Here is a 24,594-nt window from a genome sequence, read left to right on the forward strand (position 1 = left end):
GTACCTGAAGCAGTGGTTTCAGGCACATTGCCGAATTGCCCGTGAGGCAACTTTGGTTGACCCTATGGCCCTCGCGTTGGGTGATGGCCCGGTCTGACCCGCCGTCATTTGTGGGACTGCACAAGACGGACGGTCCGCCGCGCGGTCTAGTGTGAAACGACATTGTGGTCCGCCGCACAGCATGGATTCGATTCCGTGCCGGCATCGAGCGGGCCTGCACCCCCCACGAAGGACGGCGCTTCCATGCCCGCTGACCAGCAGCTTTCAAAATCCCTGAAACCCAGGCATCTGTCCATGATTGCCATCGCCGGAGTGATCGGCGCCGGACTGTTTGTCGGTTCGGGTGCGGCGATCCAGCAGGCCGGCCCCGGCATCCTGGTTGCGTACGCCGCGGCGGGACTCGTCGTCATCCTCGTCATGCGGATGCTGGGCGAGATGGCCGCGGCCAACCCGGAAACCGGCTCATTTTCCACCTACGCGGACAAGGCCCTGGGCCGCTGGGCCGGGTTCAGCATCGGCTGGCTCTACGCATGGTTCTGGATCATTGTCCTCGGCATCGAGGCAACGGCTGGGGCAGCGATCATGCACCGCTGGGTCCCCGGCATTGACCAGTGGGTGTGGGCGCTTGCCCTGATGGTGCTGCTGACGCTGACCAACCTCGGGTCCGTTAAGTCGTTCGGCGAGTTCGAGTTCTGGTTCGCTTCCATCAAGGTCGCGGCAATCGTGCTCTTCCTGCTCTTCGGCGTCGCCGCGATCCTGGGCCTCATCCCCGGCGTTCCGGCGCCCGGCCTGGACAACCTGATCGGCAACGGCGGGTTCATGCCCAACGGCCCCGGCGCCGTCCTGGCCGGCATCCTCGTGGTGGTGTTCTCGTTCTTCGGCGCGGAAATTGCCACCATTGCCGCCGGCGAATCCGAGAACCCGGTCGATGCCGTCAAGAAGGCCGTGAAGTCCACTGTCTGGCGCATCCTCGTGTTCTACATCGGCTCCATCGCCATTGTGGTCACCCTGCTGCCCTGGAACTCCGCTTCCGTCGCCAAGAGCCCCTACGTCGCGGTCATTGAGCTGTTCGGCATCCCCGGCGCCGGAACCATCATGGACATTGTGGTGCTGACCTCGGTGCTCTCCTGCCTGAACTCCGGGCTCTACACCGCCAGCCGCATGCTGTTCTCGCTGTCCCGCCGCGGCGACGCCCCCAAGTCGTGGATGCGGATTTCCAAGCGCGGCGTGCCCGCCGCCGCGGTACTGGCCTCCACCGTGGTCGGCTTCGTCACCGTCGGACTGAACTACGTCGCCCCGGACACGGTCTTCCTGTTCCTGGTCAACACCTCCGGCGCCATCGCGCTGTTCGTGTGGCTCGTCATCGCGACCTCCCAGCTGATCCTGCGCCGCCGCATGGGCGCCGCCGCCAAGGACCTCCAGCTGAAAATGTGGCTCTTCCCGTACCTGACCTGGGTGTCGATCGTGAGCATCGTGGCCCTGCTGATCGGCATGGTGATCCTGGAAACCACGCGGGAATCGCTGCTGCTCTCGCTGGCTCTCGCCGCCGCCGTCGTGGGGATCGGCGTCATCCGCTACCGCAGGAACGGTGCCAAGGCCGCTGTTCCCGCAACAGGTGCCGGCGAGGCTCCTGCCGGTGACGCCACCCCGGTTGACGCCGAGCCTGGCGCTGAAGACGCCACAGTGGGCGCCCGCCCGGTGTCGTAGCCCCGGAAGGCTCCCGCGGCCGTCCCGCACCACCGGACATGCCCTCCCCCTGCGCCCACCACTGGACATAGCGCCATCATGTCCACTGCCCGGCGCGAGGGGAGGGCATGTCCATGCGTGCCGGGGCACAGCCGCGCCCCGGGCCGAGGGGAGGGCATGTCCACGTGTGCCGGGGCACAGCCGCGTCACAGGAAGGGACTAGCCAGCCCATAGCGCTGCCGGGTTCGATGGGGTCATGACAAAAATGCCGCAGCCCCCGCACGAGCCGCACCCCAACCACGACCGCGGCCTGGAATTCGATCTCTCCACCCTCGTCAGCCGCCGATCGCTGGGCATGTTCCTCGGCGCGGGAACGGCCGCAGCCCTTGCGGCCTGCAGCCCGGGCGGCACCAGCGGCACCAGCGGCAGTTCGACGTCGGCCGCGGGGACCTCGGCGGCAACAGCCCCGGCGCCCTCGGCCGCCTCGGCCTCGGCCTCGGCCACTCCGACGCTCACCCGGGCGATCGCCGAGTGCGGGGTCGAAATCCCGCAGGAAACCGCCGGCCCCTACCCCGGTGACGGTTCCAACGGGCCCAACGTCCTCGAGGCATCCGGCGTGGTCCGTCAGGACATCACATCCAGCTTCGGGACCTCCACCAGCACAGCCGAGGGCGTACCGCTGACCGTCACGCTGACCCTTCTCGACAACGCCAACGGCTGCACCCCGCTGGCCGGTGCCGCGGTGTACGCCTGGCACTGTGACCGCGAGGGCAAATACTCCATGTACGACTCGGGGCTTCAGAACGAGAACTACCTCCGCGGCGTCCAGGAGGCCGACGCCAACGGCCAGGTCACGTTCAAGACCATCTACCCCGGCGCCTACAACGGCCGCTGGCCGCACATCCACTTCGAAGTGTTCGAGTCCATGAACAATGCGACGGCGGCCGGCCAGGTCCTGGCGGTGTCACAGATCGCGCTGACCGAGGCCGCGTGCAAGGAGGTCTACGCGTCGGCCGGGTACGAATCCAGCGCGCAGAACTTCCCCCGCACCACGCTGAAGTCCGACAACGTGTTCGGCAACGACGGCGGCATCTACCAGCTGGCCACCATCACCGGCTCGGTGGCCGCGGGCTACGCCGCCGGCCTCAACGTCACCGTCTAGGCGCGGCGTCGCCCGGCACCGCGGCCCCCAGGGCCCGTGCGTGCCGGGCTAGACTCGGAGCCATGCCCACACCGAGCACTGCCGCAGAGCACATCCAGGACCTCGGCGCGTACGTCAGCGCGTCGCCGTCGAGCTTCCACGCCGTCCACGAGGCCGCGCGCCGGCTGGACGCGGCGGGCTTCACCGGCCTGGACGAACTGAAGCCCTGGCCGGAGCCCGCGGCCGCTGCCGGCAAGTTCTACGTGATCCGCGACGGCGCCCTCATCGCCTGGGTGGTGCCGGCAGGCGCCGGACCGACCACGGGTTTCAACATCCTCGGCGCGCACACGGACTCGCCCTCCTTCAAACTCAAGCCGAAGCCCACCACCGGCAAGTTCGGCTGGCTGCAGGCCGGCGTCGAGGTCTACGGCGGACCCCTCCTGAACTCCTGGCTGGACCGCGAACTCCAGCTCGCCGGCCGGCTCGTCATGCGCGACGGCACGCAGCACCTCACGGCCACCGGCCCGCTGCTGCGCTTCCCGCAGCTCGCCATCCACCTGGACCGGGCCGTCAATGAGGGCCTGGCCCTGGACAAGCAGCAGCACATGAATCCGGTCTTTGGCCTGGGCGATCCCGCCGGCGAGGACCTGCTCGGACTCCTTGCGGACCGCGTTGCCGATGCCGAGGTGGATCCGGCGCAGATCGGCGGGTACGACGTCGTCATCGCAGACACCCAGGCACCGGCGGTGTTCGGCGCCAGGGGCGAATTCTTCGCCTCGGGCCGGCTCGACAACCTCTCCGCGACGCACGCGGGGCTCACGGCGCTGGTGGCGCACGCTGCCACGCCCGTGCCGGACGGTGCGCCGATTGCCGTGCTGGCCGCCTTCGACCACGAGGAAATCGGCTCGGCGTCCCGGTCCGGGGCGTGCGGGCCCATCCTCGAGGACGTCCTCGTGCGGATCTCGGACGGACTCGGCGCCTCTGCAAGCCAGCGGCGGCAGGCCTTCGCGGCGTCGTTCTGCGTCTCCGCGGACGCCGGCCACGCCGTGCACCCGAACTATCCCGAGCGGCACGATCCCGCCAACCGGCCGGTCCTCAACGGCGGGCCGCTGCTGAAGATCAATGCCAACCAGCGCTATGCCACCGACGCCGCCGGCGCCGCCCTCTGGGCCCGGCTGTGCACCGACGCCGGTATTCCGTACCAGGAATTCGTCTCCAATAATGTGATGCCGTGCGGGTCGACGATCGGCCCGCTGACCGCCACCCGGCTGGGAATCCGGACGGTCGACGTCGGGGTCGCCCTGCTGTCGATGCATTCGGCGCGCGAGCTCTGCGGCGTCGAGGACCCGCACCGGCTGGCCGCGGTGACCCGGACGTTCTTCCGGACGGCGGCCTGACGCCTGGCGCCCTACGCGGCGACGCCGACTACGAGGTTGATGGTGGTTGCCAGAATGATGGTCCCAAAGAGGTACGAGAGCAGGCTGTGCTTGAGGGCCTCGGCCCGGATGCCATGGTTCTGCAGCGCGGTGTCCGATACCTGGTACGTCATGCCCAGACTTGTGGCTAAGTAGGCGAAATCGGTGTACTGCGGCGGCCGGCTCTGGTTGAAGTCGATGCCGCCCACCCGGGAGCCTGCCCTCGTGCCCGTGCCGTAGTACAGCTCCGCGTACCGCAGTGTGAACAGCGTCTGGACCAGGGTCCAGGACAGCGCCACCGAGACTACCGCGAGCAGCCCGCCGGCAATCCTGGAGAGGGTGTCAGTGTTGTTGTGCGAATCCACGATGACCGCTGCCGCCGCCCCCAGGCTGGCGGCGTTGGCGGCCAGGATAAGCAGGTCCGTCGTGCTCCGGGCCGGGTCTTCCGTTGTGGCGTGCAACCGGGTGTCCGCGGGGTCGAGGCGGCCGATAACCAGCCAGACCCAGACGACGTAGGTCAAGGCGGCGGCGCACCAGCCAATCGTGGGAGCCTGCACCCAGTGCCCTGACATTCCGGCCGCCCCGGCGGCGAGTAGCCCCAACAGCACCATGGCGGCGAAGCGGAGACGGCTGCGGCGGAGCGGTGGCGGCACGGCTGACGAGGGGTTGGTGTGCATTTTCAGATCATGGCACAGCCGATGCGCCCCCCGACTGAACGCTGGCCGTGTGGCGGTTATCCACATGGCCGCCGACGCTCTTCCCGGCCAGGCCGCGGGGCCGTACGGTGGAGGCACGGAATCGCGGATTCCGGCCCGCATGCACTAAGCTATTGAAGTCTGTGCTGCGCCCTGCCTCCGTTCCGGCGGCCGGGCATTGCACGACACCGCAAATGAACCTCCTGTTACGGAAATGCCGTAACCGCTTAGCCCAAAGGAGGTGGGTTCACATATGCGTCCTTACGAATTGATGGTAATCATCGACCCCGAGGTCGAAGAGCGTGCCGTTGAGCCGTCGCTTCAGAAGTTCCTGAACGTCATCACCAACGATGGTGGAACCATCGAAAAGGTTGACATCTGGGGCCGTCGTCGCCTGGCTTACGAAATCCAGAAGAAGTCCGAAGGTATCTACGCCGTGGTGAACTTCACCGCTGAGCCGGCTACCGCCAAGGAACTTGACCGCCAGCTGAGTCTCAACGAGACCATCATGCGCACCAAGATCACCCGCCCCGAAGAGCAGAAAGTTGTTGCTGAGTAATTCAGCGGCCAACCTTCAATCTTCATCCCCGCAGGAACGCACAAGGAGGCAGTAGATGGCAGGCGAAACCACTATCACGGTTATCGGTAACCTCACCAATGACCCCGAACTCAGGTTCACACCGTCCGGTTCGGCCGTAGCGAATTTCACCATCGCTTCTACTCCCCGCACCTTCGACCGGCAGTCCAATGAGTGGAAGGACGGGGAAACCCTGTTCCTCCGCGCTTCGGTCTGGCGCGAAGCAGCCGAAAACGTCGCCGAGTCCCTGACCAAGGGCATGCGCGTTATCGTCTCCGGCCGCTTGAAGAGCCGTTCCTACGAAACAAAAGAAGGCGAGAAGCGCACCGTTATCGAGCTTGAGGTCGATGAAATCGGCCCGAGCCTGCGCTACGCCAACGCCAAGGTCAACCGCACCCAGCGCTCCGGCGGTCAGGGTGGTCAGGGTGGCTTCGGCGGCGGCAACAGCGGCGGTGGATTCGGTGGCGGCCAGGGTGCAAACCAGGGCGGCAACACCGGTGGGACATGGGGCGGCAACCAGCCCGCCGCGCAGGAAGACCCGTGGGCCACGCCCGGGGTCAGCAATGCGGGCGGCGGCTGGGGCAACGGCCCGGACTCCGAACCTCCCTTCTAAACAACATCTAAGGTCCGGCAACGAAAACCGACTGGCCGCCGCAAGGCGGTCTGGTGCAGACTGCGCCGGATCACCACCATCCCGTGGATCAATATCCACGGGCTCCATCGAATAGGAGCTCCACGATGGCTAAGGCTGAACTCCGTAAGCCCAAACCAAAGTCCAACCCCTTGAAGGCCGCTGACATCACTGTCATCGACTACAAGGACGTAGCATTGCTGCGCAAGTTCATCTCCGACCGCGGAAAGATCCGCGCCCGTCGCGTCACTGGCGTCACGGTGCAGGAACAGCGCAAGATCGCCCAGGCAATCAAGAACGCCCGCGAAGTTGCTCTGCTGCCTTACTCCGGCGCTGGCCGCGGCTAAGGAAGGGATTAACTAAAATGGCAAAGCTCATTCTGACCCACGAAGTAACCGGTCTCGGTGCTGCTGGCGACGTTGTCGAGGTCAAGGACGGTTACGCACGTAACTACCTGCTGCCCCGCAACTTCGCCCTGACCTGGTCCAAGGGTGGCGAGAAGCAGGTTGAGTCCATCAAGGCTGCCCGCGTTGCCCGCGAGCACGCTTCCCTGGAAGACGCTCAGAAGCAGGCTGCTGCACTCTCCGCCAAGCCGGTCAAGCTGGTCGTCAAGGCTGGCGCAACCGGACGCCTGTTCGGCACCGTCAAGCAGGGCGACGTGGCCGACGCTGTTGAGGCCGCAGGCCTGGGCCGCATCGACAAGCGCAAGGTTGAACTGCCGGCACACATCAAGTCGACCGGTTCCTACCAGGCAAACGTCCGTCTGCACGACGACGTTTCCGCTGTGATCGAACTCGACGTAGTCGCAGGCAAGTAGCCCTCACCGGCTGCAGTCTGAACTGCTGGAAGGCCCCCGCCTCCGGACCTCTCTGAGGACCGAAGCGGGGGCCTTCTGCTTTAACCCCAACACGAGGTCACTTGCGGTCCATGTTGGACGGCGTCATGGGCCGTAGGTGACCCCGCGTTGCTTTGGCGGGGCGGATCCCCTTAGGCGTGGTGCAGCGCCGTGGTGACATGCCGGTAGCCGAGCCGGACGAGTTCGGTGAGCACGGCCTCGTCGACGTCGTCGAGCTTGTTGACGTACAGGCAGCCGGCGCCGAGCTTGTGCCTGCCCAGCCTGCCGAGGAGTTCGGCGGCCTCCGGTCCATATGTCAGGCCGTAGAGCGACAGGCTGGATTTCCTGGGGGAGAAGCCCACCGCCGCGGCATCGCCCTCCCTGCCGCTCGCGTACTTGTAGTGGTAGCGGCCGAAGCCCACAATCGTCGGACCCCACATTTGCGCCGGTTCGCCCGTTATTTCGGACATCAGTGCCAGCAGGCGGAACCCGTCGGCGCGCCGGACCGGATGCTCGACGGCGGCCAGGAACTCCTGAACCGACGCGCCGGTTGCCTGCGTTTTGTTTTCTGCCATGAGGGCAGTCTTGCAGAGCGCGACATTCCTGTCAGGCGGGGAGGGTGGCCGGGAATAAATCCCCTATCCCGCCGCTTCTAAAGGTAGATGCAAACGCATGTAGTCGCGTTGCTGACCAGGATTCAACTTAGGAGCACTCCGTGGAAACCCGCCGTATCACCGTTATCTCCGCCGGACTCGGCGTCCCCTCCTCAAGCCGCCTGCTCGCGGACCAGCTGGCGGCCTCGGCCGAGCGGCAGCTTGCCGCGGCCGGCTACGCCGTGGACATCGAGGTCCTGGAGTTGCGGGACCTCGCCGTGGACATCGCCAACAACTTTGTAACCGGGTATGCGGCTCCGCGGCTCGCCGAAGTGATTGCCGGCGTCCAGGCCTCTGATGGCCTGATCGCCGTCAGCCCCGTGTTCAGCGCGTCCTACAGCGGGCTTTTCAAGTCCTTCATCGACGTGCTCGATCCCAAGGCGCTCGAAGGCAAGGCCGTGCTGATCGGGGCCACCGCCGGCACGGACCGGCACCAGATGGTGCTGGACTTCGCGATGCGGCCGCTGTTCACCTACCTGCGCACCCGGATCGCCGCCACCGCGGTTTTCGCCGGGCCGCAGGACTGGGGAAACAACAACGACGACGGCGGCTCGCCACTGTCGGTGCGCGTGGACCGGGCGGCGGGGGAGTTTGTCGCCCTGCTGCAGGACTCAGGGCCGCAGCAGAAGCCGGCCGCGCTGGAGTCCCTGCCGTTTGAGCAGCTGCTGGCCGGGATCGCTGCCCAGCGGTAGGTCTGCCCGGCGCCGGGCTTCCGGGCCCGCAGCTCCGTCCGAACCTTTTCGGCCGCCCGCTCGTTGTCCGGGACATGAAGTGTCCCGTGGATTCTATTGACCTGATCATGAGTGAACGCAGCGGCGTGGAGATCGACTATTGCCCCCAATGCCGCGGAGTGTGGCTGGACCGGGGAGAGCTGGACAAGATCATCGACCGTGCGGCAGAGTCGTTGGGCCCGAAAGCCGGCGTCCCCGCCGCACCCGTGCCGCCGGCAGCGATCCCACCTGCGGCGTTTCCACCTGCTGAGTTTTCACCTGCGGCGGCTGGCCATATTCCGCCGCCGCTGTACAACCTCGACCCGCGCCGGGACGACCGGCGTCCGGATGACGGCAGCTATGACGAGCGCCGGTACGATGACCGCCGCGACCGTCCGCGTCCCGACCAGTCCAGGTATGAGCAGCCGCGTTACGATGACCGCCGTCGTCCGAAGAAGAAGGAAGGCTGGCTGGGGGACTTGTTCGACTTCTAGCCCTGCCGGGCCCCGGCCGTGCCGGTGGCCCGGAGCCGGCGCGGGCCCCGCGGGGCTCAGTCGCCAAGCAGTGCGATGAATTCCCGGGCCTGTTTCATGGAAATATCCGAGTGGCGGGTCAGGGCGGTCGCTGCGGCCTCGGTGTCGCCGCTCTTGGCCAGGGTGCGGATCCTCCCGTAGATCTCATCATTGAGCATGTTGCTGCTCACCTCGCGGGTGACATCGCCCTTGCTGGCGATCGCGCGGTAGCGGTACGAGAACCGCTGGGGCACGTCGTCGTCGTCCGGAACGGCCGCCGGCGCCGGCTCAGGGGCGCGGAAGGGCTGGGGGTGGGCTGCCAGCGCCGCGACGGCGTCGCGGGACGCCCGTAGGCCCTCGCCTGTGGCCTCGAGGTAGACCTTGATGGCGGTCATGGCCTGCCCCTGCGCGATCAGCGCGTAGAGCTGCCGGTGCTGGTCCTCGGTGAGCCTGGCGGCCGCCGTCCGGGCCAGCTCCGCGGAGTTGGGGTCCGGCTGCGGCGCTGGTGCCGGCATGGTGCGTTCGCCGCGGCGGCTCCACGCCCGTATCGCCAGCAGTACGGCGGCGGCCACGAGCACCAGGATCAGTACGGGAATGAGCAGGGAGTCCATGTGCTAGAGCCGATCTACGTAATTCTTTGCGGTCTTCAGGTCCGAGCGCGTCGATTGCCGCAGCAGCCGGACGGCCTTCGTCTTGTGGCCGTCGTGGGCCAGCGACTGGAGCTGCAAGAGGAGCTGTGGGCTCAGGTGTCCAATGGCGGACAACGCATCCTGGTGGCCGGAGCTGTCCCGGCCCAAAAGGGCGGAGCGGGCGTGGTCGGCCTGCTGCGATTGCTGCTGGGAGTTCTGGCTGGGGCGCGTGGTAGCTTCAATCCGGGCGCGGGAGGCCTCGGCAGCCCGGACCTGTGCCGCGTAGTGGGCCTGGGACTTGAGCGCCAGTTCCTGCTGGTAACGCTCGGCATCTGAGATGCCGTGGTTCCGCGGCTTCAACGCCGTGACCGCCGCCCAGAGCACCGCCGCGAGGATGAGGGCAGGCAACATGACTATCAGTACATCGCCCATGATTAGAGCTTATGCCAGATTGCGGTTATCCACAGCATGTTCCGCACCTCGCGTACAGTGCGCCGCTGCTGGCGTCAATTCGGCTCGGCGGGAATGAATCCGGTCACAAAATGTGCGTATCGGGCGGCAAATGTGGCCTCCTGTGCCGCATCGTATCCCCAGCTCCAAGGTGCAGGCTGTGGATGAAGCTTGGCGGAAATTGTTGTGTGTCCACAAGATGAATGCAACATTTCCGCAGGTCAAGCACTGATTACAGGCTTAACTTTTTTTCTATCCACAGCTCTACCCACAGACTGTGCACAAGCATCAGGCACTAGTGCACAGGTTATCCACAGGGCAGCGGAGCGGCCGGGTTGGTGCCTGCCCCGGCGGCGGATAACGTAGCAGGATATCGGGCGTGGGAAGCGGAAAAACCTGCGGTCGCCGGATGGTGCCCACCAGGACACCGGCTCCGGGATCCGGCGCCCTGCGGCCGCACCAGCACTGTGGATAACGGCGGTTGCTGGTCCGGCGCGAACTGTCGGAGCTGACTGGTAAGAATAGAGCGGCCGGCATGTGCCGGGTTTTGCCGCCCGCATCACAGCAGTTCGGCAACACAGCAGTTCGGGATCACAGCAGTTCGGAATCACAGCAGTTCGCAATCACAGCTCCGCAATGACAGCAGTTCGGCATCACGGCCGTTGAGCACCGCCGCGGCTGGGCGTTGACCCGCCGGGATACGGCGCTTGGCTGTAAAGCACTGGGTACGAGGGCATTGGGCATAAGGCGCAGTGCTTACGCGCCGCGGCGAACGGACATCCGCCACGGCACACAATGAAGGACGGCAGTTTTGTCAGTTACGCATCTGGACTCAGTCGAGGGTACGCGGGGAGCCGAGGGCAGCCGCAAGCCTCCGCAGGACATCCCCGCGGAGCAGTCAGTCCTGGGCGGCATGATGCTGTCCAAGGACGCCATCGCAGACGTCGTCGAGATCCTGCGTGGCCAGGACTTCTACCGTCCGGCGCACGAAACCATCTACGAGGCCATCATCGACCTCTATGGCCGCGGCGAGCCCGCCGACGCCGTGACCGTCTCGGACGAGCTGACCAAGCGCGGCGAAATCAACAGGATCGGCGGACCCGCCTACCTGCACGAACTCATCCAGACGGTCCCCACGGCGGCCAACGCCGGTTACTACGCTGAAATCGTGGGCGAACGCGCGGTGTTGCGCCGCCTGGTCAACGCCGGCACCAAGATCGTCCAGCTCGGCTACGGACAGGACGGCGAGGTCGAAGACCTGGTCAACCAGGCCCAGGCCGAGGTCTACGCCGTCGCCGAACGCCGGACCGCGGAGGACTATGTGGTCCTCAAGGACGTCATGGAATCCACCGTGGACGAGATCGAGGCCTCCGGCCACCGCGGCGAGGGCATGGTGGGTGTACCCACCGGCTTCTACGAGCTCGATGAACTCACCCACGGCCTGCATCCCGGCCAGATGATCGTCATCGCCGCCCGCCCGGCCGTCGGCAAGTCCACGTTCGCGCTGGACTTCGCCCGCTCGGCCGCCATCAAGAACAACCTTGCGACCGTCATGTTTTCCCTCGAAATGGGCCGCAACGAGATCGCCATGCGCCTGCTGTCCGCCGAGGCCACGATCGGTCTCCAGGACCTCCGCAAGGGCACCATCAAGGACGAGCAGTGGTCCAAGATTGCCACCACCATGGGCCGGATGAACGATGCGCCGCTGTTCATCGATGACAGCCCCAACATGTCGCTGATGGAGATCCGGGCCAAGTGCCGGCGCCTGAAGCAGCAGCATGACCTCAAACTGGTGATCCTGGACTACCTGCAGCTCATGAGCTCGGGCAAGAAAGTGGAATCCCGCCAGCAGGAAGTCTCCGAGTTCTCCCGTGCCCTGAAGCTCCTGGCCAAGGAACTCCAGGTGCCGGTGATCGCGCTGTCGCAGCTGAACCGTGGCTCCGAGCAGCGCCAGGACAAGCGCCCCATGGTCTCGGACCTGCGCGAATCCGGCTCCATCGAGCAGGATGCCGACATGGTGATCCTGCTGCACCGCGAAGACGTCTATGACAAGGAGTCCCCGCGCGCGGGCGAGGCGGACATCCTGATCGCCAAGCACCGTAACGGCCCCACAAAAGACATTGTGGTGGCCTTCCAGGGCCACTACTCGCGGTTTGCCAACATGGCCGCCGACGCCGGCGGTGGCGGCGGCTTCTAGCCCCGCCCGGCTAGTGGTCGCGGGCCGCGAGCAGGTGGTTGGGCAGCCGGTTCCCCGGGGCCCGGCCGCGGATTTCCAGCAGTTCGCGGGCGTGGGCGTGCAGCCGGATATCCTCCGCTGACACCGGCACCCACTGCGGAATCGGGACCGAGGTGCCGGTCTCGTCGCGGGCGACCATGACCGTCAGGCAGTACGTGGTCAGGTTCAGCTCGCGCCCCTTGGGGTCTCCGGAGCGGACGTGGACGGCGATGTGCATGCCCTTGGTGCCGGTGTAGACCAGACGGGCCTCCACCTCTACGACGTGGCCGATCAGCAGCGGCCGGTAGAACCGGACGCCGCCGGAGAATACGGCCACGGTGTCCTTGCCGCAGTAGCGGGAGGCGCAGACATAGGCAGCCTCGTCGATCCACTTCATGACGATGCCGCCGTGCACCTTGCCGCCCCAGTTCACGTCCGTGGGCGCGGCCATGAACCGCAGCACCACGCTCTCGGCCGTGCCGGCGTCGGTATATTCCTGTCCGCTCATGGCCTCCACGATGTCCTCGCGGACCTTGATCCGGGCCAGCGCGTGGTCCCGCTGTTCGATTTCGTCCGGCGTCTCAGGGACGAACTGCGGCACCGGTATGGGCTTGCCGTCCGCGCCCACGGCCACGAAGATCACGATGCACTGGCTGCGCATGGTGGCGGGGCCGCCCTTCGGATCGCCCGAGGACACCACGGTGCGGATATGCATCGAGGACCGCCCGGTGTACACGATCGTGGCCTCGACCTCCACCATGTCGCCACTGTTGACCGGGTCCGCGAAGTGGATGTTCCCCACGTAGGCCGTCACGCAGTAGGACTTTGCCCAGCCGACGGCGGCGGCATAGGCCGCCTTGTCCACCCACTCGAGCACGGTGCCGGCGTCGACCGAGCCGCTGTGGCCGACATCGGTGGGGGCCGCCAGGAAGCGCAGGGTCACGGAATTGGGCGCGTTCTCGCTCATGTTGTGAGTTTACTGATTGGCCCGGCAGGCGCGGCCGGCCAGCGACACAATCGCTCTCCTGCAGGCCACAACCACGCCATAACCCGGAGACACACGACGGCGGGCGGCCACCAAAAGGTGACCGCCCGCCGTCGCGCTCCAGGCCGTGAGCTATGCCATGGATGCCTTAGGCCAGGACGCGGAGCTTCGAGTCGGCGCGGCCGAAGAGGGCGCGGTCGGCGGAGAACTTGCCCGCACCGACGAGTGCCACGGCTGCGGCGGCGGCCGCCAGGATCAGGACGAGTTCATAGCCGCCGGTTGCGACGAAGACGCCGGCGGAGGCGTGGACCATGAACAGGGCGCCGAGCATGTCCAGTGCGAGGAGGACCGCAAACACGCGGGTGAGCACGCCCAGGATCAGCGCGACACCGCCGACGAGCTCGAGGGTCGCGACGACGGGAGCCACCGCCTGGGCTGCCGGAACACCCATCTGGGTGAAGGCGGCCTGGGTGCCTGCGATCGTGAATTCATTGAACTTCTGCCAGCCGTGGGCGGCGAAAAGGAAGCCGGCGATGACGCGCAGGATGGTTCGGGCGGAGGTGGTCAGGGCGGGCTGGTTCATGGGAAATACCGTTTCGTAAGTAGGGGGCGTCGCGGCTCTCAGCCGCCGCGGCTTCGGTTGCGTTCAAGATCCAGTCTTCCGGACATTTAGTTGAAATGTCAACTAAATGACGCGCTGGGTCGATTCAACGGCCCGGCTAGGGTTAACGCGTGCAACCTTCCCCTCAGCTGTCCACCGCGCCGCCGCCGACTACCGGGCAGCGCCGGGAAATCCTGCGCCTGGCAGTGCCGGCCTTCGGCGCCCTGATCGCCGAGCCGCTGTTCCTGCTCGCGGATTCGGCCATTGTGGGCCATCTCGGCGTAGCCGAACTGGCCGGCGTCGGGCTGGCATCGGCGGTCCTGCACACGGCAGTCGGACTGATGGTGTTCCTCGCGTACTCCACCACCCCGGCAGTGGCGCGGGCCATCGGCAACGGCCAGCTGGCCAAAGCCCTCGCCGCCGGGCGCGACGGCATCTGGTTGGCGCTGCTGCTCGGACTCGCCCTTGCGGTCGCCGGGTTCCTGGCCGCGGGCCCGCTCCTGGACCTGATGGGCGCCGACGGCGAGGTGCATGCCTTTGCCGTGGACTACCTGCGCGGGTCCATGCCCGGCCTCGTGGCGATGCTGCTCATCTTCGCGGGCACCGGGGTGCTGCGCGGACTCCAGGACACCCGGACCCCGCTGATCGTCGCCGCCGCGGGTTTCACGCTGAACATCGCGCTGAACCTGGTCCTCGTCTACGGGTTGGGCTGGTCCGTGACCGGCTCGGCCGTGGGCACGAGCATCGCGCAGTGGGCCATGGCGGCCGTCTATGTGCTGATCGTCCGGCGCAACGCCCGCAACAACGGGGTGTCCCTGCGGCCGGACTGGCGTGGCATCCGGGCCCTGACCGGGGTGGGTTCCTGGCTGATGCTGCGCACGCTCAGCCTGCGGATCGCGATTCTCGCCACGGTAGTGGTGGTCACCGCCCAGGGGCCGGTCAATCTCGCCGCGCATCAGCTGGCCATGACCATCTTCACGTTCTTCGCTTTCGCCCTCGACGCCCTCGCGATCGCGGCCCAGGCCTTGATCGGCAAGGAACTCGGCGCGGCCCGGCCGGTGGCGGCACGAGCGCTGACGCGCACCATGACCCGGTGGGGGGTCGGCTTCGGCGTCCTGACCGGAATCCTTCTGGCAGCCGCGGCACCGTGGGCGGGCGCCCTCTTCACACCCGACGCCGAAGTCCGGGCGGCACTCACCCTCGCCCTCTGGGTGCTCGCCGCCGGGCAGCCGCTGGCCGGGTACGTCTTCGTCCTTGACGGCGTCCTCATCGGCGCGGGCGACGCCCGCTACCTGGCGATCGCCGGCGTCGTCAACCTCGCTGCCTACCTGCCGCTGCTGCTGGCCGTGCTTTATTCCGGCGCCGGTGCCGGCGCGGGATTGCTCTGGCTGTGGGCCGCGTTCTCACTCGGCTACATGGCGGCGCGGGCGCTGACGCTGGGCCTCCGGGCCAGGACGGACCGGTGGCTGGTGCTCGGCGCGCGGTGAGTGCGGGCTGGGCGCGCGCCAAGCGCGCCCCCTGGCGCGAACCGCCGCCGGGCCCGCACTGGGCCGGTACTTCCGGCAGGCGTGCGAAGCCGCGGCTTCGCACTAAACTGGACGGGTGACTCTTCCCGCAGCGCCTGACGCGACCCCTGCCATCCGCGCCGCGGCCGACCTCTTCAAGCCCGTGCTTGTCAGGGCGGCCGTCGCGCTCGTGTTTGGCGCGGTCACCGTGTTCTGGGCGGCGCCGCCAGAATCGGGCATGGGCTGGGCCGGCGGCCTCTACCTGCTGGCCACCGGTGTGGTGATGATCTGGACCGTACCCAAGACCGGATTCCCCCCGCGGGAAGGCGCTGGCAGAGTCCTTTCCGCCGGCGGGGCAGCCCTGGCCGGAGCCGGCGCGGCCGTGGCCCTGATCCCCGCCCCGCTCGTCTTCGGAACCATCGCGGCCCTGGGCCTGGGCGTGGCCGGCGCCGCGGAGCTGTTCGCGGGCATTCGTGGCCGCGGCCGGTCCGTGCTGGCCCGTGACTGGATCGCCTCCGGCGTGATCGGACTGGGCACTGCGATCGCGCTGCCGTTCTTCATCGGCCTCGGCCCGCATGCCCTCCTCGGCGTTGCCGGCGGCGGGGCCATCATCAGCGGCGTCCTGTGGATGTTGTCCGGACTGACCCTGCGCCATGATGCTCCGGGCGATTCCGCGGAGGCCGTAAACTAGTACCGACAGGTTCTACCCGGCGTAGAACAATCGCGGTAACAAGACAGCCACGCTATTTGCGCGGGCTGCAGGAGGAAAACACCTTGGCACAGCAGAAACCCGGAGCGCCCCGCAGCCTGCGGACCTCGGTCAAGGGACCGCTCATGTTCTCCGCGTTCTGGGCCGTGGTGGTTTTCTTCGGCGTCCTGATCTTCGCCTCGGGCGGCAGCGCCCGCTCGCCCCGGTTCGATCTGGCGCTCACCGGCGCCGGCATCGCCTTTATTGTGATCCTGGTGGTGGCCGCCATGCTGGCCATGAGCCACAAGGAGAATCCCGCTGACCTGGGGAAGGGTTCCGGCGTCAACCTCAGTTCCAAGCGCACGCCCTCCGGCCATGGCGGCCCGTCAGCGCAGCCCCGGCCCGAGGCCGGCCCCGGCGATTCCCGTGACAGCGGCCCGCAGGCCTAGCAACGAGGCCTCACGGTGAGGCCCGACAGGCCGGCCTGAGGCCCGACACCGCGGGCCCCTCCCGCCGGCACCTTCGGCGTCAGGACGCGGCTTTCCGGGCCCGGTACGCGGCCACGTGCGCGCGGTTGGCGCAGTTTCCCGTGTCGCAGTAGCGCTTCGAACGGTTGCGGCTCAGGTCCAGCACGACGGCGTCGCAGTCGTCCGCGGCGCACACCAGCAGGCGGTCCATTTCCTTGCTGCGGATCACGTCCACGATCGCCATGGCCGCCTCCGTACTCATCCGGTCGGCCAGCGGCGCCTCCGGGGTGGTGGCGTGCAGGTGCCAGTCCCAGGGTTCGTGCTTGACCAGCTGGGGCAGCGCCCGGGCCTCCCGGAGCAGCCGGTTCACGGTTCCCGCGGCTGCCGACTCCTCGGCCTGCCAGAGCTCGGCGAGCTCGCCGCGGAGCCGCCGCACGCTGGCCAGCTCGGCCCCGTCCCGGGTGCGGGAACCGGTGAAGCCCTCGGCCTCCAGGAAGGCATCCAGATCCCTGACCGTGGCCAAATGTTCCTCACCGTTGGCCGCGGTGTTGATGAGGTTGACCACAGAACGCAGGGCAACTTCCGTGTCAGGGGCAAAAACCATCTTGACTCCTTACCTTGCCGGGGCGTAATGTCATGAGCATAACCCTACTTTACTCCTGACAGGAGAATGCCCGTGTCTGCCCCCCAGCGCCCCGTCGCCACGCCGGTCCGAGACCTAGCCGCCCAGCGGTCTGCCTCCGAACCGGGCGGCACCCCGCAGGGAAGCAAACTCGAAGGCAAACGGGGAGGCAAGCAGGCCGCCAGGCAGAGCACTACGCCGGCCGCCGCACCATCAGGGTTCATGGCATCGGGCCTGGGCGTCGCCCTGTTTTCGTCCGCGGTGTTCGGGCTCTCCGGATCATTCGCCAAGGCGCTCCTGGAAACGGGCTGGACTCCCGGGGCGGCCGTCACGGCCCGGCTTACCGGTGCGGCCCTGATTCTGGCCGTCTTCGCCATTCCCTCCTTGCGCGGGCGTTGGCACCAGCTCCGGGACAACTGGCTGACCCTGCTGCTGTTCGGATTCATCGGCGTCGCCGCCTGCCAGCTGTTCTATTTCAACGCCGTATCCCGGCTCTCGGTCGGCGTCGCCCTGCTGCTGGAGTACCTGGCGCCGGTGCTGATCGTCCTCTGGCTGTGGGCCGCCAGCCGGAAACGGCCGCGGCCACTGACGATTGCCGGCACCCTCCTGTCCCTCGGCGGGCTGATCCTGGTCCTGGACCTCACCGGAGCCGTCAAAGTCGACCTCATCGGGGTGCTGTGGGGGATCGCGGCCGCGGTGTGCCTGGCCATCTATTTCTTCATCACGGCCAAGGAAAACGACACCCTGCCGCCCATCCTTCTGGCCTCCGGCGGGCTCATGGTGGGCGCCATCGTCATGTGGCTCGCCGCGGCAACCGGGCTGCTGCCGATGGCCTTCAGCACGGCCGACACCCGCCTGGGGGCCTGGATCACCCCGTGGTGGGTGGCGCTGGGCGGCCTCGTGGTCCTGGCCACGGTGGTGGCGTACGTGTCCGGAATTGTCGCCGCCCGGGCACTCGGCTCGAAAGTCGCGTCCTTTGTCTCGCTCACCGAGGTGCTGTTCGCCGTCATCTGGGCGTGGCTGCTCCTCGGCGAACTGCCCGGACCCATCCAGCTCCTGGGCGGCCTGCTGATCGTCGGCGGGGTGGTGCTGGTCCGGCTGGACGAGCTCCGGGCCCCGTCCGGCACCGGCGCGGCAGCGCTGGACCACGCGAACGACTGCGAGCCCGTGCCGTAGTCGGTTGTCCGTTCGGGCCCGGGCACCTCCTTCCCGGGCCGAAGGAATCCCAATCGGCCGACAGCCTACAACGCGCCTAACCCTGCCTCAATCACCACAAGGCCCTTAGCATGGAGATATGTGCCGAAATATCCGGACCCTCCACAATTTTGAACCCCACGCCACCACCGCGGAGGTGGAGGCCGCCGCGTTGCAATACGTGCGCAAGATCAGTGGCAGCACCAAGCCGTCCAAGGCCAACGAGGAGGCCTTCAACCGGGCTGTGCATGAGATTGCCCATGCGACGCAGCACCTCCTCGACTCCCTGGTGACCCACGCCCCGTCAAAGGACCGCGGGGAGGAAGCGGCCAAAGCCAAAGCCAGGGCTGCCATCCGCTATGGCGCGGCCTGAGGCGGGGCGCCCGGCCCAAGGCCTGACTACTTTCCGAAGCTGCGCAGCCGCAGCGAGTTGGCCACCACCAGCACGGAGCTGGCGGCCATGGCGGCGCCGGCGATCATCGGGTTGAGCAGGCCCAGGGCTGCCACCGGGATGCCCACGGCGTTATAGAAGAAGGCCCAGAAGAGGTTCGTCTTGATGGTGCCGAGCGTTCGGCGGGAAAGCTCGATCGCCTGTGCCACCTGTCCGAGGTCGTTGCCCATCACCGTCAGATCGGCTGCCTCGATGGCGACGTCGGTGCCGGAACCCATGGCGATGCCCAGGTCCGCCTGCGCCAGCGCCGCGGCGTCGTTAACGCCGTCCCCGGCCATGGCCACAGTGGCGCCGGCCGCTTGCAGCGTCCGCACGGCCTCAACCTTGCCCGCCGGGAGCACACCGGCAAAGACGTCGCGCGGGCTGATCCCGACGGCGGCCGCCACCTGGGCAGCCACAGTGGCGTTGTCGCCGGTCAGCAGGATCGGCCGGAGCCCGAGCTCCCGGAGCCGGGTAACTGCGGCCGCGGAACCGGGCTTAACGGTGTCCCGCAGGCTGATGATTCCGGCGATTTCGCCGTCCACGGCAACCCAGACGGCCGTGGCGCCGGAGTCTTCGGCAGCACCAAGCGCCTCGCGCTGAGCCGGGGCCGGAGCGACGCCGGACTCCAACAGCCAGCCGGTGCGCCCCGCGACCACGCGCCGTCCTTCGACCGTGCCATCGACTCCGCCGCCGGGTGCGGACCGGAAGCCGGCGACGGCGGGGAGGCCCGCGCCGTCGTTGTTCACGCGCGCCGCCGCGCCCAACGCCGCAGCGGCGATGGCCCGGGCGATCGGGTGCTCGGAGGCGTTTTCCACAGCCCCCGCCAGGCGCAGGACCTCGGCTTCGCTGTGCGGCCCGAAACTTTGGACGCCGTCCACGGCAAGGCGGCCGGTGGTGACGGTCCCGGTCTTGTCCAGCAGGATCGTGTCCACCGTCCGGGTGTCCTCGAGGACTTGCGGACCCTTGATCAGGATCCCCAGCTGGGCGCCCCGCCCGGTCCCGGTCAGCAGTCCGACGGGCGTGGCCAGCCCGAGGGCGCAGGGGCAGGCAATGACCAGCACGGCGACGGCGGCGGTGAAGGCGGCCCGGACCTCGCCGGCGCTGACGGCCGGTGCGGCCGCAATCAGCCAGGCCCCGAAGGTGAGGGCGGCGATGACCAGGACGACCGGTACGAAGACGGCGCTGATGCGGTCGGCGAGCCGGGCGATGGGTGCTTTTCCGGTCTGCGCCGCGGAGACGAGCCTGCCCATCTGGGCCAGGGTGGTCTCGGACCCGACGCGGGTGGAACGGACCAGGAGCCGGCCTGAGGTATTGATGGTGGCCCCGGTGACCTGGCTGTCCGGGCCGACTTCCACGGGCACGGATTCGCCGGTCACGAGGGAGGCGTCCACCGCAGAGGCGCCGTCGATGACGACGCCATCGGCGGCGATCTTCTCGCCGGGGCGGACCACGATCACGTCTCCGAGGGCCAGCTGGTCGGCCGGGATCTTGTGCTCGGTGCCGCCGCGCAGCACCGTAGCGTCCTTGGCCCCCAGGTCCAGGAGGGCCTTGAGGGCGTCGCCCGCCTTCCGTTTGGCGTTGGCCTCGAGGTAGCGGCCGAGCAGCAGGAACGTGGTGACCACGGATGCGACCTCGAAATACAGGCCGCCGGAGCCCATGCCCTCCGCTGCGGGATGTTCGGTCATGCCCGGGTCGGCAAGGAGTTGCCCGACCGAGAACGAGTAGGCGGCAATCACGCCGATGGACACCAGGGTGTCCATGGTCGAGGCCAGATGCCGCGCGTTGATGGCCGCGGCGCGGTGGAACGGCCACGCCGCCCAGGCAACTACCGGCAGGGCCAGGATCGCGGCCACCCAGCCCCAGTTCGGGAACTGGAGTGCCGGGATCATCGAGATCGCGAAGACCGGGACCGTGAGTACGGCCGCCACAACCAGCCGCGGGCGAAGCGAGGGTGCGGCTGTGCCGGCCGGAAATTCGGTGCCGGCCGGGAGTCCTGCGTCCTCCACCGGCGTGCCCGGGTACCTGGCGGACCGGACCGTGGCCCTGTAGCCCGCGGCCGCGACAGTGGCCGTGATCTGGTCATCGGTGATGTCCGCCGGGACGCTGACCCGGGCGGACTCGAGGGGCAGGTTGACGCTGGCCTCGACGCCGTCGATCTTTCCGAGCCTGCGCTCGACCCGGTTGACGCAGGAGGCGCACGTCATGCCCTCGATATCGAGGTCAATGACACGGCTCCCGGCCTGGTCCAACAACTGCTGGTCCAACAACTGCTCGCTGCTCACGGCGCCCTTCTTTTCCCGCTCGATTGGTTTTCTGCCGTTCCGGTGTCTGCGCCCGCCCGGGGCTGTTGTCACTCAGGCTTCGCTGGCGACCACGAGGTAGCCGGCTTCGGCGATTGCCTCGCCGATTTCGGAGGAGGACAGTGCTTCGTTGGAGGTGATCGTGACGGTGGAGATGCCGCCGGCGTTGAGGTCGACGTCGATCTTTTCGACGCCGGAGAGCGCCTCAAGTTCTTCGCTGACAGAGGACACGCAGTGGCCGCAGGTCATGCCGGAAACGTTGACGGTGGTGGAAACGGGGGCCATGAGGTCCTCCTTGTCGCTGGGCCGGGTGTGGTTCCCCGGCCCGGTGGTGTGGTGGGTGGTACGGGTACTAGCGGAGCAGGCGTCCGATGGCATCGGTGGCCTCCTTGACTTTGACATCGATGGCCTCCGCCCGAAGCTCCGGGTCTGGCTCGGCGGCGGCGCCGACAACGCAGTGGCCGATGTGCTCTTCGACGAGCCCGAGGCTCACGGCATGCAGGGCCTTGGTGACGGCGGCGACCTGGGTGAGGATGTCGATGCAGTATTTGTCCTCGTCAACCATCCGGGCGATGCCGCGGACCTGCCCTTCGATCCGCTTGAGACGGCGAAGGTAGGCGTCCTTGTTGGACGTGTAGCCGTGTTCATGGGGCGGGGCGTCAAGGGGAACAGTGTCCAGACGTGCCGTGCCGGGGACTTCTGACTCGCTCATGCCCTCAACATATACCCCCTAGGGGTATGTTTCAAGCCCGCGGCCCGGCCGCAGCAGCATGTGGAATGTTGGGTAAAACAAAGAGCTCCGGAGTGCGTTATTGGGGGATACGCACTCCGGAGCAGCTTTGGGGTAGGCCGTTCCTCCGGCCTACAGATCGAGCTTACTCGCCGGTAGTGGGGTAACACCAGCGCTCTGAATAAGTACTTTCGCTTTATTTTCTTCCTGCTGGAGCGACGCCCGGAACCATCAGGATCGGACGTTCCTGATGGTGGCTGAGCCATGCCGCCACGGAGCCGTTCAGTGCGGCGGAGATGCGGTGGCCGATGCCGCGTTCGGGGGTCCCCACCACGATCATGGATGCGTTGGTGTCCGCGGCCAGCCTGCCGATCGCCCGGGCGGGATCCCCGGCCAGGGTGCGCAGCGTCCAGTCGATTCCCAGGGGAACGCAGAGTGCCTCAACAGCGGAACGCAGCTCCTGGGCGGTGGCCCGGATCCGGGCGTCGTCCGCGTCCGGGTGCAGGGACAGGCGGTGCGCGGACCGCGCCGGGTCCCACTCCACGAGGTAGCTGGCCTCGTCCACGTAGGCGCAGATCAAGGGCGCGGCGAGGGACTTCGCGAGGGATGCCGCCGTCTGCAGCACTTCCGGATGCTGTCCCGGAACCACACCCACCACGAGGGGCGCCGGGCCGTGGGCGGAGTCGTCAGGCATACTTCATTCTGGCGCCGGCGTGCGGCCCTGAACAGGGGCTTACTTCCCGTCTGCCGGCCCGGGAGGGTGCGGGCGCCGTTTGCCGCGGCCTCCCTTGAACAGCCCGGGGGTGGGGCCTACGGTTGAAGAACACAGGAGGAGGTGGCCGCCGTGGAGATCTACATGTGGTGGTTGGATCTGGATTTGGCGAGCAAGGAATGGCTTCGGGAAAACCTGCGGACCATTGAACTGCCCGAGGCCGTGCAGCGGGGAATCGCGGATGCCGGCGGGCCCGGTCCGGCTGAGCCGTCCGCCGCCGGCGCGGCCGTATTGACGGCCGCGGACTGGGACTTCATCGAGACGCAGTCGGAGTTCGTCGACTGAAAGATGCCACCGGCGCGGCAGCGCATGCCGGCGGGCGCCGGGAGAAAACCGTTGCGGCCTTCCGGCGGGGATGGTTGCATGGACCCCATGGCTACTGCAGAGAGTTACGTCCTGGCGATCGGGACCAAGAAAGGCCTTTGGCTGGCGACCAGCCGGGACCGGAAGGACTGGTCGCTGTCCGGCCCGCATTTTCTGATGAGTGAGGTGCCCAGCATCGCCATCGATACCCGCGATGACAGGACCCGGATCCTGGTGGGGGTCCGCTCCGAGCACTGGGGCCCCACGGTTTTCCACTCAGATGATCTCGGCGGATCCTGGACCGAACCCGAAAACGGCGCCATCACGTTCCCCGACGGCACCGACGCCGCCCTGGAACGGATCTGGCAGATCTATCCCGACGCCGACTCCCGCCCGGGCGTCGTGTGGGCGGGCTGCGAACCGATCTCGGTCTGGAAATCCACCGACGGCGGCGAGCACTTTGAGCTCAACCGCGGCCTCTGGGACCATCCGCACCGCAGCGAATGGGGCGCAGGCTATGGCGGCGCTGCGGCGCACTCGATCGTCGTCGACCCCACGGGCGAGAAAGTCCACGTCGCCATGAGCACCGGAGGGGTCTACCGCTCGCTCGACGGCGGCGCCTCCTGGGAGCCGCGGAACAAGGGCATTTCCGCGTACTTCATGCCGGATCCCAACCCGGAATTCGGCCAGTGCGTCCACAAGATCGCGGCCGACGCCGCCGTCGACGGCCGCCTGTACGCGCAAAACCATCACGGCGTGTACCGCAGCGACGACGGGGCCGAATCGTGGGAGTCGATCGCCGAAGGGCTGCCGGCGGACTTCGGTTTTGTGATGCTGACGCATCCGCGCCGGGCCGGTACCGCCTGGGTGGTCCCGCTGAAGGCTGACGGCGAACGTATCCCACCGGACGGGAAGCTGGCCGTACACCGGACCGATGACGCCGGCGCCAACTGGAAACGGCTCGATGCCGGGCTGCCGGAAGCCGAGTACAACGCCGTGCTCCGTGATGCTGCCAGCGTCGACAGCGCGGAGCCTGCGGGCGTCTACTTCGGGACGCGCGGCGGCAGTGTCTACGCCAGCGCTGACGAGGGAGAACACTTTACCGAGGTCGCCTCGCACCTGCCGGATGTGCTGTGCGTGCGGGCAGCCGTGGTCTCCACTGCCCTGCTCCCGGCGCAGGCGTGAAGGGGTAAAAAGCGCATGAACAGCGGCGAGATCAGCGGCGACGCCATGCCGGCAGACTCGGCGATCAGCGTGGTCCTGCCCAGCGTCCTCCAACCGCTCGCCGACGGGCAGTCCATCCTGACTGCGCCCGCCGAGGCAGCGGTGACGGTGGAGTGGGTGCTGGATACGGTGACCGGGGGCTATCCGGCGCTGTCGCGGCGGTTGCGGGACGAGACCGGAAGTGTTCGCCGTTACGTGAATATATACGTCAACGGGAATGAAATCCGGCGGCTACAGGGTCTGGTGACTGCCGTGGCGCCGGGCCAGGAAGTCCTCATCATCCAGTCGGTGGCCGGAGGCTGATGTCTCAGGCGACCCGCCAGACGCTGCATTCGTCGGCATTGATGGCCTTGCGCATGCCGGTGTGGCGGTCCATGATCCAGACGACGCCGATTCCGGGGGCCGTTTCCTGAACGCTGCCGCGGCGGATTACGACGTCATCGTAGTTCGGGCCCACCCGCAGGCGGGCCTCGATCTCGTCGCCGCGGTGCAGCTGGTCGAGCGCGCGGACGCGGGTTACATGGGCTTTCGCTTCCTTCAACATGGCGGGGCCTCCTGGACTGGAGTCGGTGCCTGCTCTTGCCGGCACTTCCAGTCTCCTGCGCCAATGTTGCGTCCGCG

Annotated in this window: 30 protein-coding genes; 18 read left to right on the forward strand and 12 right to left on the reverse strand. The window is 67.6% G+C overall.

Features of this window, described 5'->3' with window-relative positions; genetic code table 11:
• Window positions 1-243: 243 nt before the first annotated feature.
• The 3 genes from AC1DHX_RS02170 (at window position 244) to AC1DHX_RS02180 (ending at window position 4,224) form a co-directional block, all read left to right on the forward strand.
• Entirely contained in the window at window positions 244-1,707 is a 1,464-nt protein-coding gene (locus AC1DHX_RS02170) for an amino acid permease (protein ID WP_223914895.1), read from the forward strand.
• 244 nt (window positions 1,708-1,951) lie between these two features.
• A complete protein-coding gene (locus AC1DHX_RS02175; protein ID WP_476859686.1) occupies window positions 1,952-2,848 on the forward strand; it encodes an intradiol ring-cleavage dioxygenase in 897 nt (298 codons plus the stop codon).
• A gap of 62 nt (window positions 2,849-2,910) precedes the next feature.
• Entirely contained in the window at window positions 2,911-4,224 is a 1,314-nt protein-coding gene (locus AC1DHX_RS02180) for a M18 family aminopeptidase (RefSeq protein ID WP_476859633.1), read from the forward strand.
• Window positions 4,225-4,235: 11 nt separating this feature from the next.
• Here AC1DHX_RS02180 and AC1DHX_RS02185 read toward each other — a convergent pair whose 3' ends face one another.
• The gene (locus AC1DHX_RS02185) at window positions 4,236-4,919 is read right to left on the reverse strand and encodes a DUF1345 domain-containing protein (RefSeq protein WP_476859632.1); all 684 of its coding nucleotides are present in this window, start codon (window positions 4,917-4,919) and stop codon (window positions 4,236-4,238) included.
• A 271-nt stretch (window positions 4,920-5,190) separates the two neighbouring features.
• On the opposite strand from AC1DHX_RS02185, the gene rpsF reads away from it, so the two are divergent.
• From rpsF to rplI, 4 genes are all read left to right on the forward strand, one after another.
• Window positions 5,191-5,496, forward strand: a complete 306-nt coding sequence (gene rpsF, locus AC1DHX_RS02190) for a 30S ribosomal protein S6 (RefSeq protein WP_026266755.1) — start codon at window positions 5,191-5,193, stop codon at window positions 5,494-5,496.
• 55 nt (window positions 5,497-5,551) lie between these two features.
• Window positions 5,552-6,127, forward strand: a complete 576-nt coding sequence (locus tag AC1DHX_RS02195) for a single-stranded DNA-binding protein (RefSeq protein ID WP_018775330.1) — start codon at window positions 5,552-5,554, stop codon at window positions 6,125-6,127.
• A gap of 125 nt (window positions 6,128-6,252) precedes the next feature.
• Window positions 6,253-6,492: a 30S ribosomal protein S18 gene (gene rpsR / locus AC1DHX_RS02200; RefSeq protein ID WP_003800144.1), complete on the forward strand. Its 240-nt coding sequence runs from the start codon at window positions 6,253-6,255 to the stop codon at window positions 6,490-6,492.
• A 17-nt stretch (window positions 6,493-6,509) separates the two neighbouring features.
• Entirely contained in the window at window positions 6,510-6,962 is a 453-nt protein-coding gene (gene rplI / locus AC1DHX_RS02205; RefSeq protein ID WP_018775331.1) for a 50S ribosomal protein L9, read from the forward strand.
• A gap of 170 nt (window positions 6,963-7,132) precedes the next feature.
• Here rplI and AC1DHX_RS02210 read toward each other — a convergent pair whose 3' ends face one another.
• On the reverse strand, window positions 7,133-7,555 hold the full coding sequence (locus AC1DHX_RS02210) for a DUF1801 domain-containing protein (RefSeq protein WP_230009171.1): 423 nt from the start codon (window positions 7,553-7,555) through the stop codon (window positions 7,133-7,135).
• 140 nt (window positions 7,556-7,695) lie between these two features.
• Here AC1DHX_RS02210 and AC1DHX_RS02215 point away from each other — a divergent pair, with 140 nt between their 5' ends.
• Both AC1DHX_RS02215 and AC1DHX_RS02220 read left to right on the forward strand, forming a co-directional pair.
• Window positions 7,696-8,325 (forward strand): FMN reductase, encoded by a 630-nt coding sequence (locus AC1DHX_RS02215; RefSeq protein ID WP_476859631.1) that lies wholly within the window; start codon window positions 7,696-7,698, stop codon window positions 8,323-8,325.
• Window positions 8,326-8,399: 74 nt separating this feature from the next.
• Entirely contained in the window at window positions 8,400-8,837 is a 438-nt protein-coding gene (locus AC1DHX_RS02220; RefSeq protein WP_476859630.1) for a TFIIB-type zinc ribbon-containing protein, read from the forward strand.
• Window positions 8,838-8,893: 56 nt separating this feature from the next.
• Here AC1DHX_RS02220 and AC1DHX_RS02225 read toward each other — a convergent pair whose 3' ends face one another.
• Together AC1DHX_RS02225 and AC1DHX_RS02230 are read right to left on the reverse strand one after the other, a co-directional pair.
• On the reverse strand, window positions 8,894-9,466 hold the full coding sequence (locus tag AC1DHX_RS02225) for a hypothetical protein (RefSeq protein WP_476859629.1): 573 nt from the start codon (window positions 9,464-9,466) through the stop codon (window positions 8,894-8,896).
• A 3-nt stretch (window positions 9,467-9,469) separates the two neighbouring features.
• Entirely contained in the window at window positions 9,470-9,916 is a 447-nt protein-coding gene (locus AC1DHX_RS02230) for a hypothetical protein (RefSeq protein ID WP_476850679.1), read from the reverse strand.
• 829 nt (window positions 9,917-10,745) lie between these two features.
• On the opposite strand from AC1DHX_RS02230, the gene dnaB reads away from it, so the two are divergent.
• Entirely contained in the window at window positions 10,746-12,131 is a 1,386-nt protein-coding gene (dnaB, locus tag AC1DHX_RS02235) for a replicative DNA helicase (protein ID WP_018775337.1), read from the forward strand.
• Window positions 12,132-12,141: 10 nt separating this feature from the next.
• Here dnaB and AC1DHX_RS02240 read toward each other — a convergent pair whose 3' ends face one another.
• Window positions 12,142-13,116: an acyl-CoA thioesterase gene (locus AC1DHX_RS02240; protein ID WP_476850678.1), complete on the reverse strand. Its 975-nt coding sequence runs from the start codon at window positions 13,114-13,116 to the stop codon at window positions 12,142-12,144.
• Between the two features lie 166 nt (window positions 13,117-13,282).
• Window positions 13,283-13,717: a DoxX family protein gene (locus tag AC1DHX_RS02245; protein WP_028277632.1), complete on the reverse strand. Its 435-nt coding sequence runs from the start codon at window positions 13,715-13,717 to the stop codon at window positions 13,283-13,285.
• Between the two features lie 149 nt (window positions 13,718-13,866).
• Here AC1DHX_RS02245 and AC1DHX_RS02250 point away from each other — a divergent pair, with 149 nt between their 5' ends.
• The 3 genes from AC1DHX_RS02250 to AC1DHX_RS02260 all read left to right on the forward strand — a co-directional run bounded on the left by AC1DHX_RS02250 (window position 13,867) and on the right by AC1DHX_RS02260 (window position 16,377).
• On the forward strand, window positions 13,867-15,222 hold the full coding sequence (locus AC1DHX_RS02250) for an MATE family efflux transporter (protein WP_476859628.1): 1,356 nt from the start codon (window positions 13,867-13,869) through the stop codon (window positions 15,220-15,222).
• A 115-nt stretch (window positions 15,223-15,337) separates the two neighbouring features.
• A complete protein-coding gene (locus AC1DHX_RS02255; RefSeq protein WP_028277630.1) occupies window positions 15,338-15,931 on the forward strand; it encodes a hypothetical protein in 594 nt (197 codons plus the stop codon).
• An 83-nt stretch (window positions 15,932-16,014) separates the two neighbouring features.
• A complete protein-coding gene (locus AC1DHX_RS02260; protein WP_079555031.1) occupies window positions 16,015-16,377 on the forward strand; it encodes a hypothetical protein in 363 nt (120 codons plus the stop codon).
• Window positions 16,378-16,456: 79 nt separating this feature from the next.
• On the opposite strand, the gene AC1DHX_RS02265 is transcribed toward AC1DHX_RS02260, so the two are convergent.
• On the reverse strand, window positions 16,457-16,999 hold the full coding sequence (locus AC1DHX_RS02265) for a CGNR zinc finger domain-containing protein (RefSeq protein WP_230007185.1): 543 nt from the start codon (window positions 16,997-16,999) through the stop codon (window positions 16,457-16,459).
• A gap of 240 nt (window positions 17,000-17,239) precedes the next feature.
• Here AC1DHX_RS02265 and AC1DHX_RS02270 point away from each other — a divergent pair, with 240 nt between their 5' ends.
• Both AC1DHX_RS02270 and AC1DHX_RS02275 read left to right on the forward strand, forming a co-directional pair.
• Entirely contained in the window at window positions 17,240-18,193 is a 954-nt protein-coding gene (locus AC1DHX_RS02270; protein WP_476859685.1) for an EamA family transporter, read from the forward strand.
• 118 nt (window positions 18,194-18,311) lie between these two features.
• Window positions 18,312-18,584 carry a DUF2277 domain-containing protein gene (locus tag AC1DHX_RS02275; RefSeq protein WP_476856784.1) on the forward strand — a complete coding sequence of 91 codons (273 nt, stop codon included), beginning with the start codon at window positions 18,312-18,314 and terminating at the stop codon, window positions 18,582-18,584.
• Between the two features lie 26 nt (window positions 18,585-18,610).
• Here AC1DHX_RS02275 and AC1DHX_RS02280 read toward each other — a convergent pair whose 3' ends face one another.
• The 4 genes from AC1DHX_RS02280 to AC1DHX_RS02295 form a co-directional block, all read right to left on the reverse strand.
• The gene (locus AC1DHX_RS02280; protein WP_476859684.1) at window positions 18,611-20,911 is read right to left on the reverse strand and encodes a heavy metal translocating P-type ATPase; all 2,301 of its coding nucleotides are present in this window, start codon (window positions 20,909-20,911) and stop codon (window positions 18,611-18,613) included.
• 87 nt (window positions 20,912-20,998) lie between these two features.
• Entirely contained in the window at window positions 20,999-21,229 is a 231-nt protein-coding gene (locus AC1DHX_RS02285) for a heavy-metal-associated domain-containing protein (protein WP_028277624.1), read from the reverse strand.
• 67 nt (window positions 21,230-21,296) lie between these two features.
• Window positions 21,297-21,656, reverse strand: a complete 360-nt coding sequence (locus tag AC1DHX_RS02290; RefSeq protein ID WP_230012592.1) for a metal-sensitive transcriptional regulator — start codon at window positions 21,654-21,656, stop codon at window positions 21,297-21,299.
• 214 nt (window positions 21,657-21,870) lie between these two features.
• The gene (locus AC1DHX_RS02295; protein WP_476859627.1) at window positions 21,871-22,368 is read right to left on the reverse strand and encodes a universal stress protein; all 498 of its coding nucleotides are present in this window, start codon (window positions 22,366-22,368) and stop codon (window positions 21,871-21,873) included.
• Between the two features lie 150 nt (window positions 22,369-22,518).
• Here AC1DHX_RS02295 and AC1DHX_RS02300 point away from each other — a divergent pair, with 150 nt between their 5' ends.
• The 3 genes from AC1DHX_RS02300 to AC1DHX_RS02310 all read left to right on the forward strand — a co-directional run bounded on the left by AC1DHX_RS02300 (window position 22,519) and on the right by AC1DHX_RS02310 (window position 24,276).
• The gene (locus AC1DHX_RS02300; protein WP_028277621.1) at window positions 22,519-22,731 is read left to right on the forward strand and encodes a hypothetical protein; all 213 of its coding nucleotides are present in this window, start codon (window positions 22,519-22,521) and stop codon (window positions 22,729-22,731) included.
• 78 nt (window positions 22,732-22,809) lie between these two features.
• A complete protein-coding gene (locus AC1DHX_RS02305) occupies window positions 22,810-23,934 on the forward strand; it encodes a WD40/YVTN/BNR-like repeat-containing protein (protein WP_476856785.1) in 1,125 nt (374 codons plus the stop codon).
• A 15-nt stretch (window positions 23,935-23,949) separates the two neighbouring features.
• The gene (locus tag AC1DHX_RS02310; protein WP_476859626.1) at window positions 23,950-24,276 is read left to right on the forward strand and encodes a MoaD/ThiS family protein; all 327 of its coding nucleotides are present in this window, start codon (window positions 23,950-23,952) and stop codon (window positions 24,274-24,276) included.
• A gap of 4 nt (window positions 24,277-24,280) precedes the next feature.
• Here AC1DHX_RS02310 and AC1DHX_RS02315 read toward each other — a convergent pair whose 3' ends face one another.
• On the reverse strand, window positions 24,281-24,517 hold the full coding sequence (locus AC1DHX_RS02315; protein WP_018775353.1) for a hypothetical protein: 237 nt from the start codon (window positions 24,515-24,517) through the stop codon (window positions 24,281-24,283).
• Between the last annotated feature and the right edge of the window lie 77 nt (window positions 24,518-24,594).

Source organism: Arthrobacter sp. 05N33_2 (assembly GCF_056397425.1).

Bases quoted from the DNA above. Each gene is read 5' to 3' on its own strand.
- AC1DHX_RS02170 (WP_223914895.1), top strand. From the start codon at position 244: ATGCCCGCTGACCAGCAGCTTTCAAAATCCCTGAAACCCAGGCATCTG.
- AC1DHX_RS02210 (WP_230009171.1), bottom strand. From the start codon at position 7,555: ATGGCAGAAAACAAAACGCAGGCAACCGGCGCGTCGGTTCAGGAGTTC.
- AC1DHX_RS02270 (WP_476859685.1), top strand. From the start codon at position 17,240: ATGGCATCGGGCCTGGGCGTCGCCCTGTTTTCGTCCGCGGTGTTCGGG.
- AC1DHX_RS02285 (WP_028277624.1), bottom strand. From the start codon at position 21,229: ATGGCCCCCGTTTCCACCACCGTCAACGTTTCCGGCATGACCTGCGGC.
- rplI (WP_018775331.1), top strand. From the start codon at position 6,510: ATGGCAAAGCTCATTCTGACCCACGAAGTAACCGGTCTCGGTGCTGCT.
- AC1DHX_RS02225 (WP_476859629.1), bottom strand. From the start codon at position 9,466: ATGGACTCCCTGCTCATTCCCGTACTGATCCTGGTGCTCGTGGCCGCC.
- AC1DHX_RS02175 (WP_476859686.1), top strand. From the start codon at position 1,952: ATGCCGCAGCCCCCGCACGAGCCGCACCCCAACCACGACCGCGGCCTG.
- AC1DHX_RS02275 (WP_476856784.1), top strand. From the start codon at position 18,312: ATGTGCCGAAATATCCGGACCCTCCACAATTTTGAACCCCACGCCACC.
- AC1DHX_RS02220 (WP_476859630.1), top strand. From the start codon at position 8,400: ATGAAGTGTCCCGTGGATTCTATTGACCTGATCATGAGTGAACGCAGC.
- AC1DHX_RS02195 (WP_018775330.1), top strand. From the start codon at position 5,552: ATGGCAGGCGAAACCACTATCACGGTTATCGGTAACCTCACCAATGAC.
- AC1DHX_RS02265 (WP_230007185.1), bottom strand. From the start codon at position 16,999: ATGGTTTTTGCCCCTGACACGGAAGTTGCCCTGCGTTCTGTGGTCAAC.
- AC1DHX_RS02180 (WP_476859633.1), top strand. From the start codon at position 2,911: ATGCCCACACCGAGCACTGCCGCAGAGCACATCCAGGACCTCGGCGCG.
- AC1DHX_RS02315 (WP_018775353.1), bottom strand. From the start codon at position 24,517: ATGTTGAAGGAAGCGAAAGCCCATGTAACCCGCGTCCGCGCGCTCGAC.
- rpsR (WP_003800144.1), top strand. From the start codon at position 6,253: ATGGCTAAGGCTGAACTCCGTAAGCCCAAACCAAAGTCCAACCCCTTG.
- rpsF (WP_026266755.1), top strand. From the start codon at position 5,191: ATGCGTCCTTACGAATTGATGGTAATCATCGACCCCGAGGTCGAAGAG.
- AC1DHX_RS02295 (WP_476859627.1), bottom strand. From the start codon at position 22,368: ATGCCTGACGACTCCGCCCACGGCCCGGCGCCCCTCGTGGTGGGTGTG.
- AC1DHX_RS02240 (WP_476850678.1), bottom strand. From the start codon at position 13,116: ATGAGCGAGAACGCGCCCAATTCCGTGACCCTGCGCTTCCTGGCGGCC.
- AC1DHX_RS02290 (WP_230012592.1), bottom strand. From the start codon at position 21,656: ATGAGCGAGTCAGAAGTCCCCGGCACGGCACGTCTGGACACTGTTCCC.
- AC1DHX_RS02310 (WP_476859626.1), top strand. From the start codon at position 23,950: ATGAACAGCGGCGAGATCAGCGGCGACGCCATGCCGGCAGACTCGGCG.
- AC1DHX_RS02230 (WP_476850679.1), bottom strand. From the start codon at position 9,916: ATGGGCGATGTACTGATAGTCATGTTGCCTGCCCTCATCCTCGCGGCG.
- AC1DHX_RS02305 (WP_476856785.1), top strand. From the start codon at position 22,810: ATGGACCCCATGGCTACTGCAGAGAGTTACGTCCTGGCGATCGGGACC.
- AC1DHX_RS02185 (WP_476859632.1), bottom strand. From the start codon at position 4,919: ATGCACACCAACCCCTCGTCAGCCGTGCCGCCACCGCTCCGCCGCAGC.
- AC1DHX_RS02245 (WP_028277632.1), bottom strand. From the start codon at position 13,717: ATGAACCAGCCCGCCCTGACCACCTCCGCCCGAACCATCCTGCGCGTC.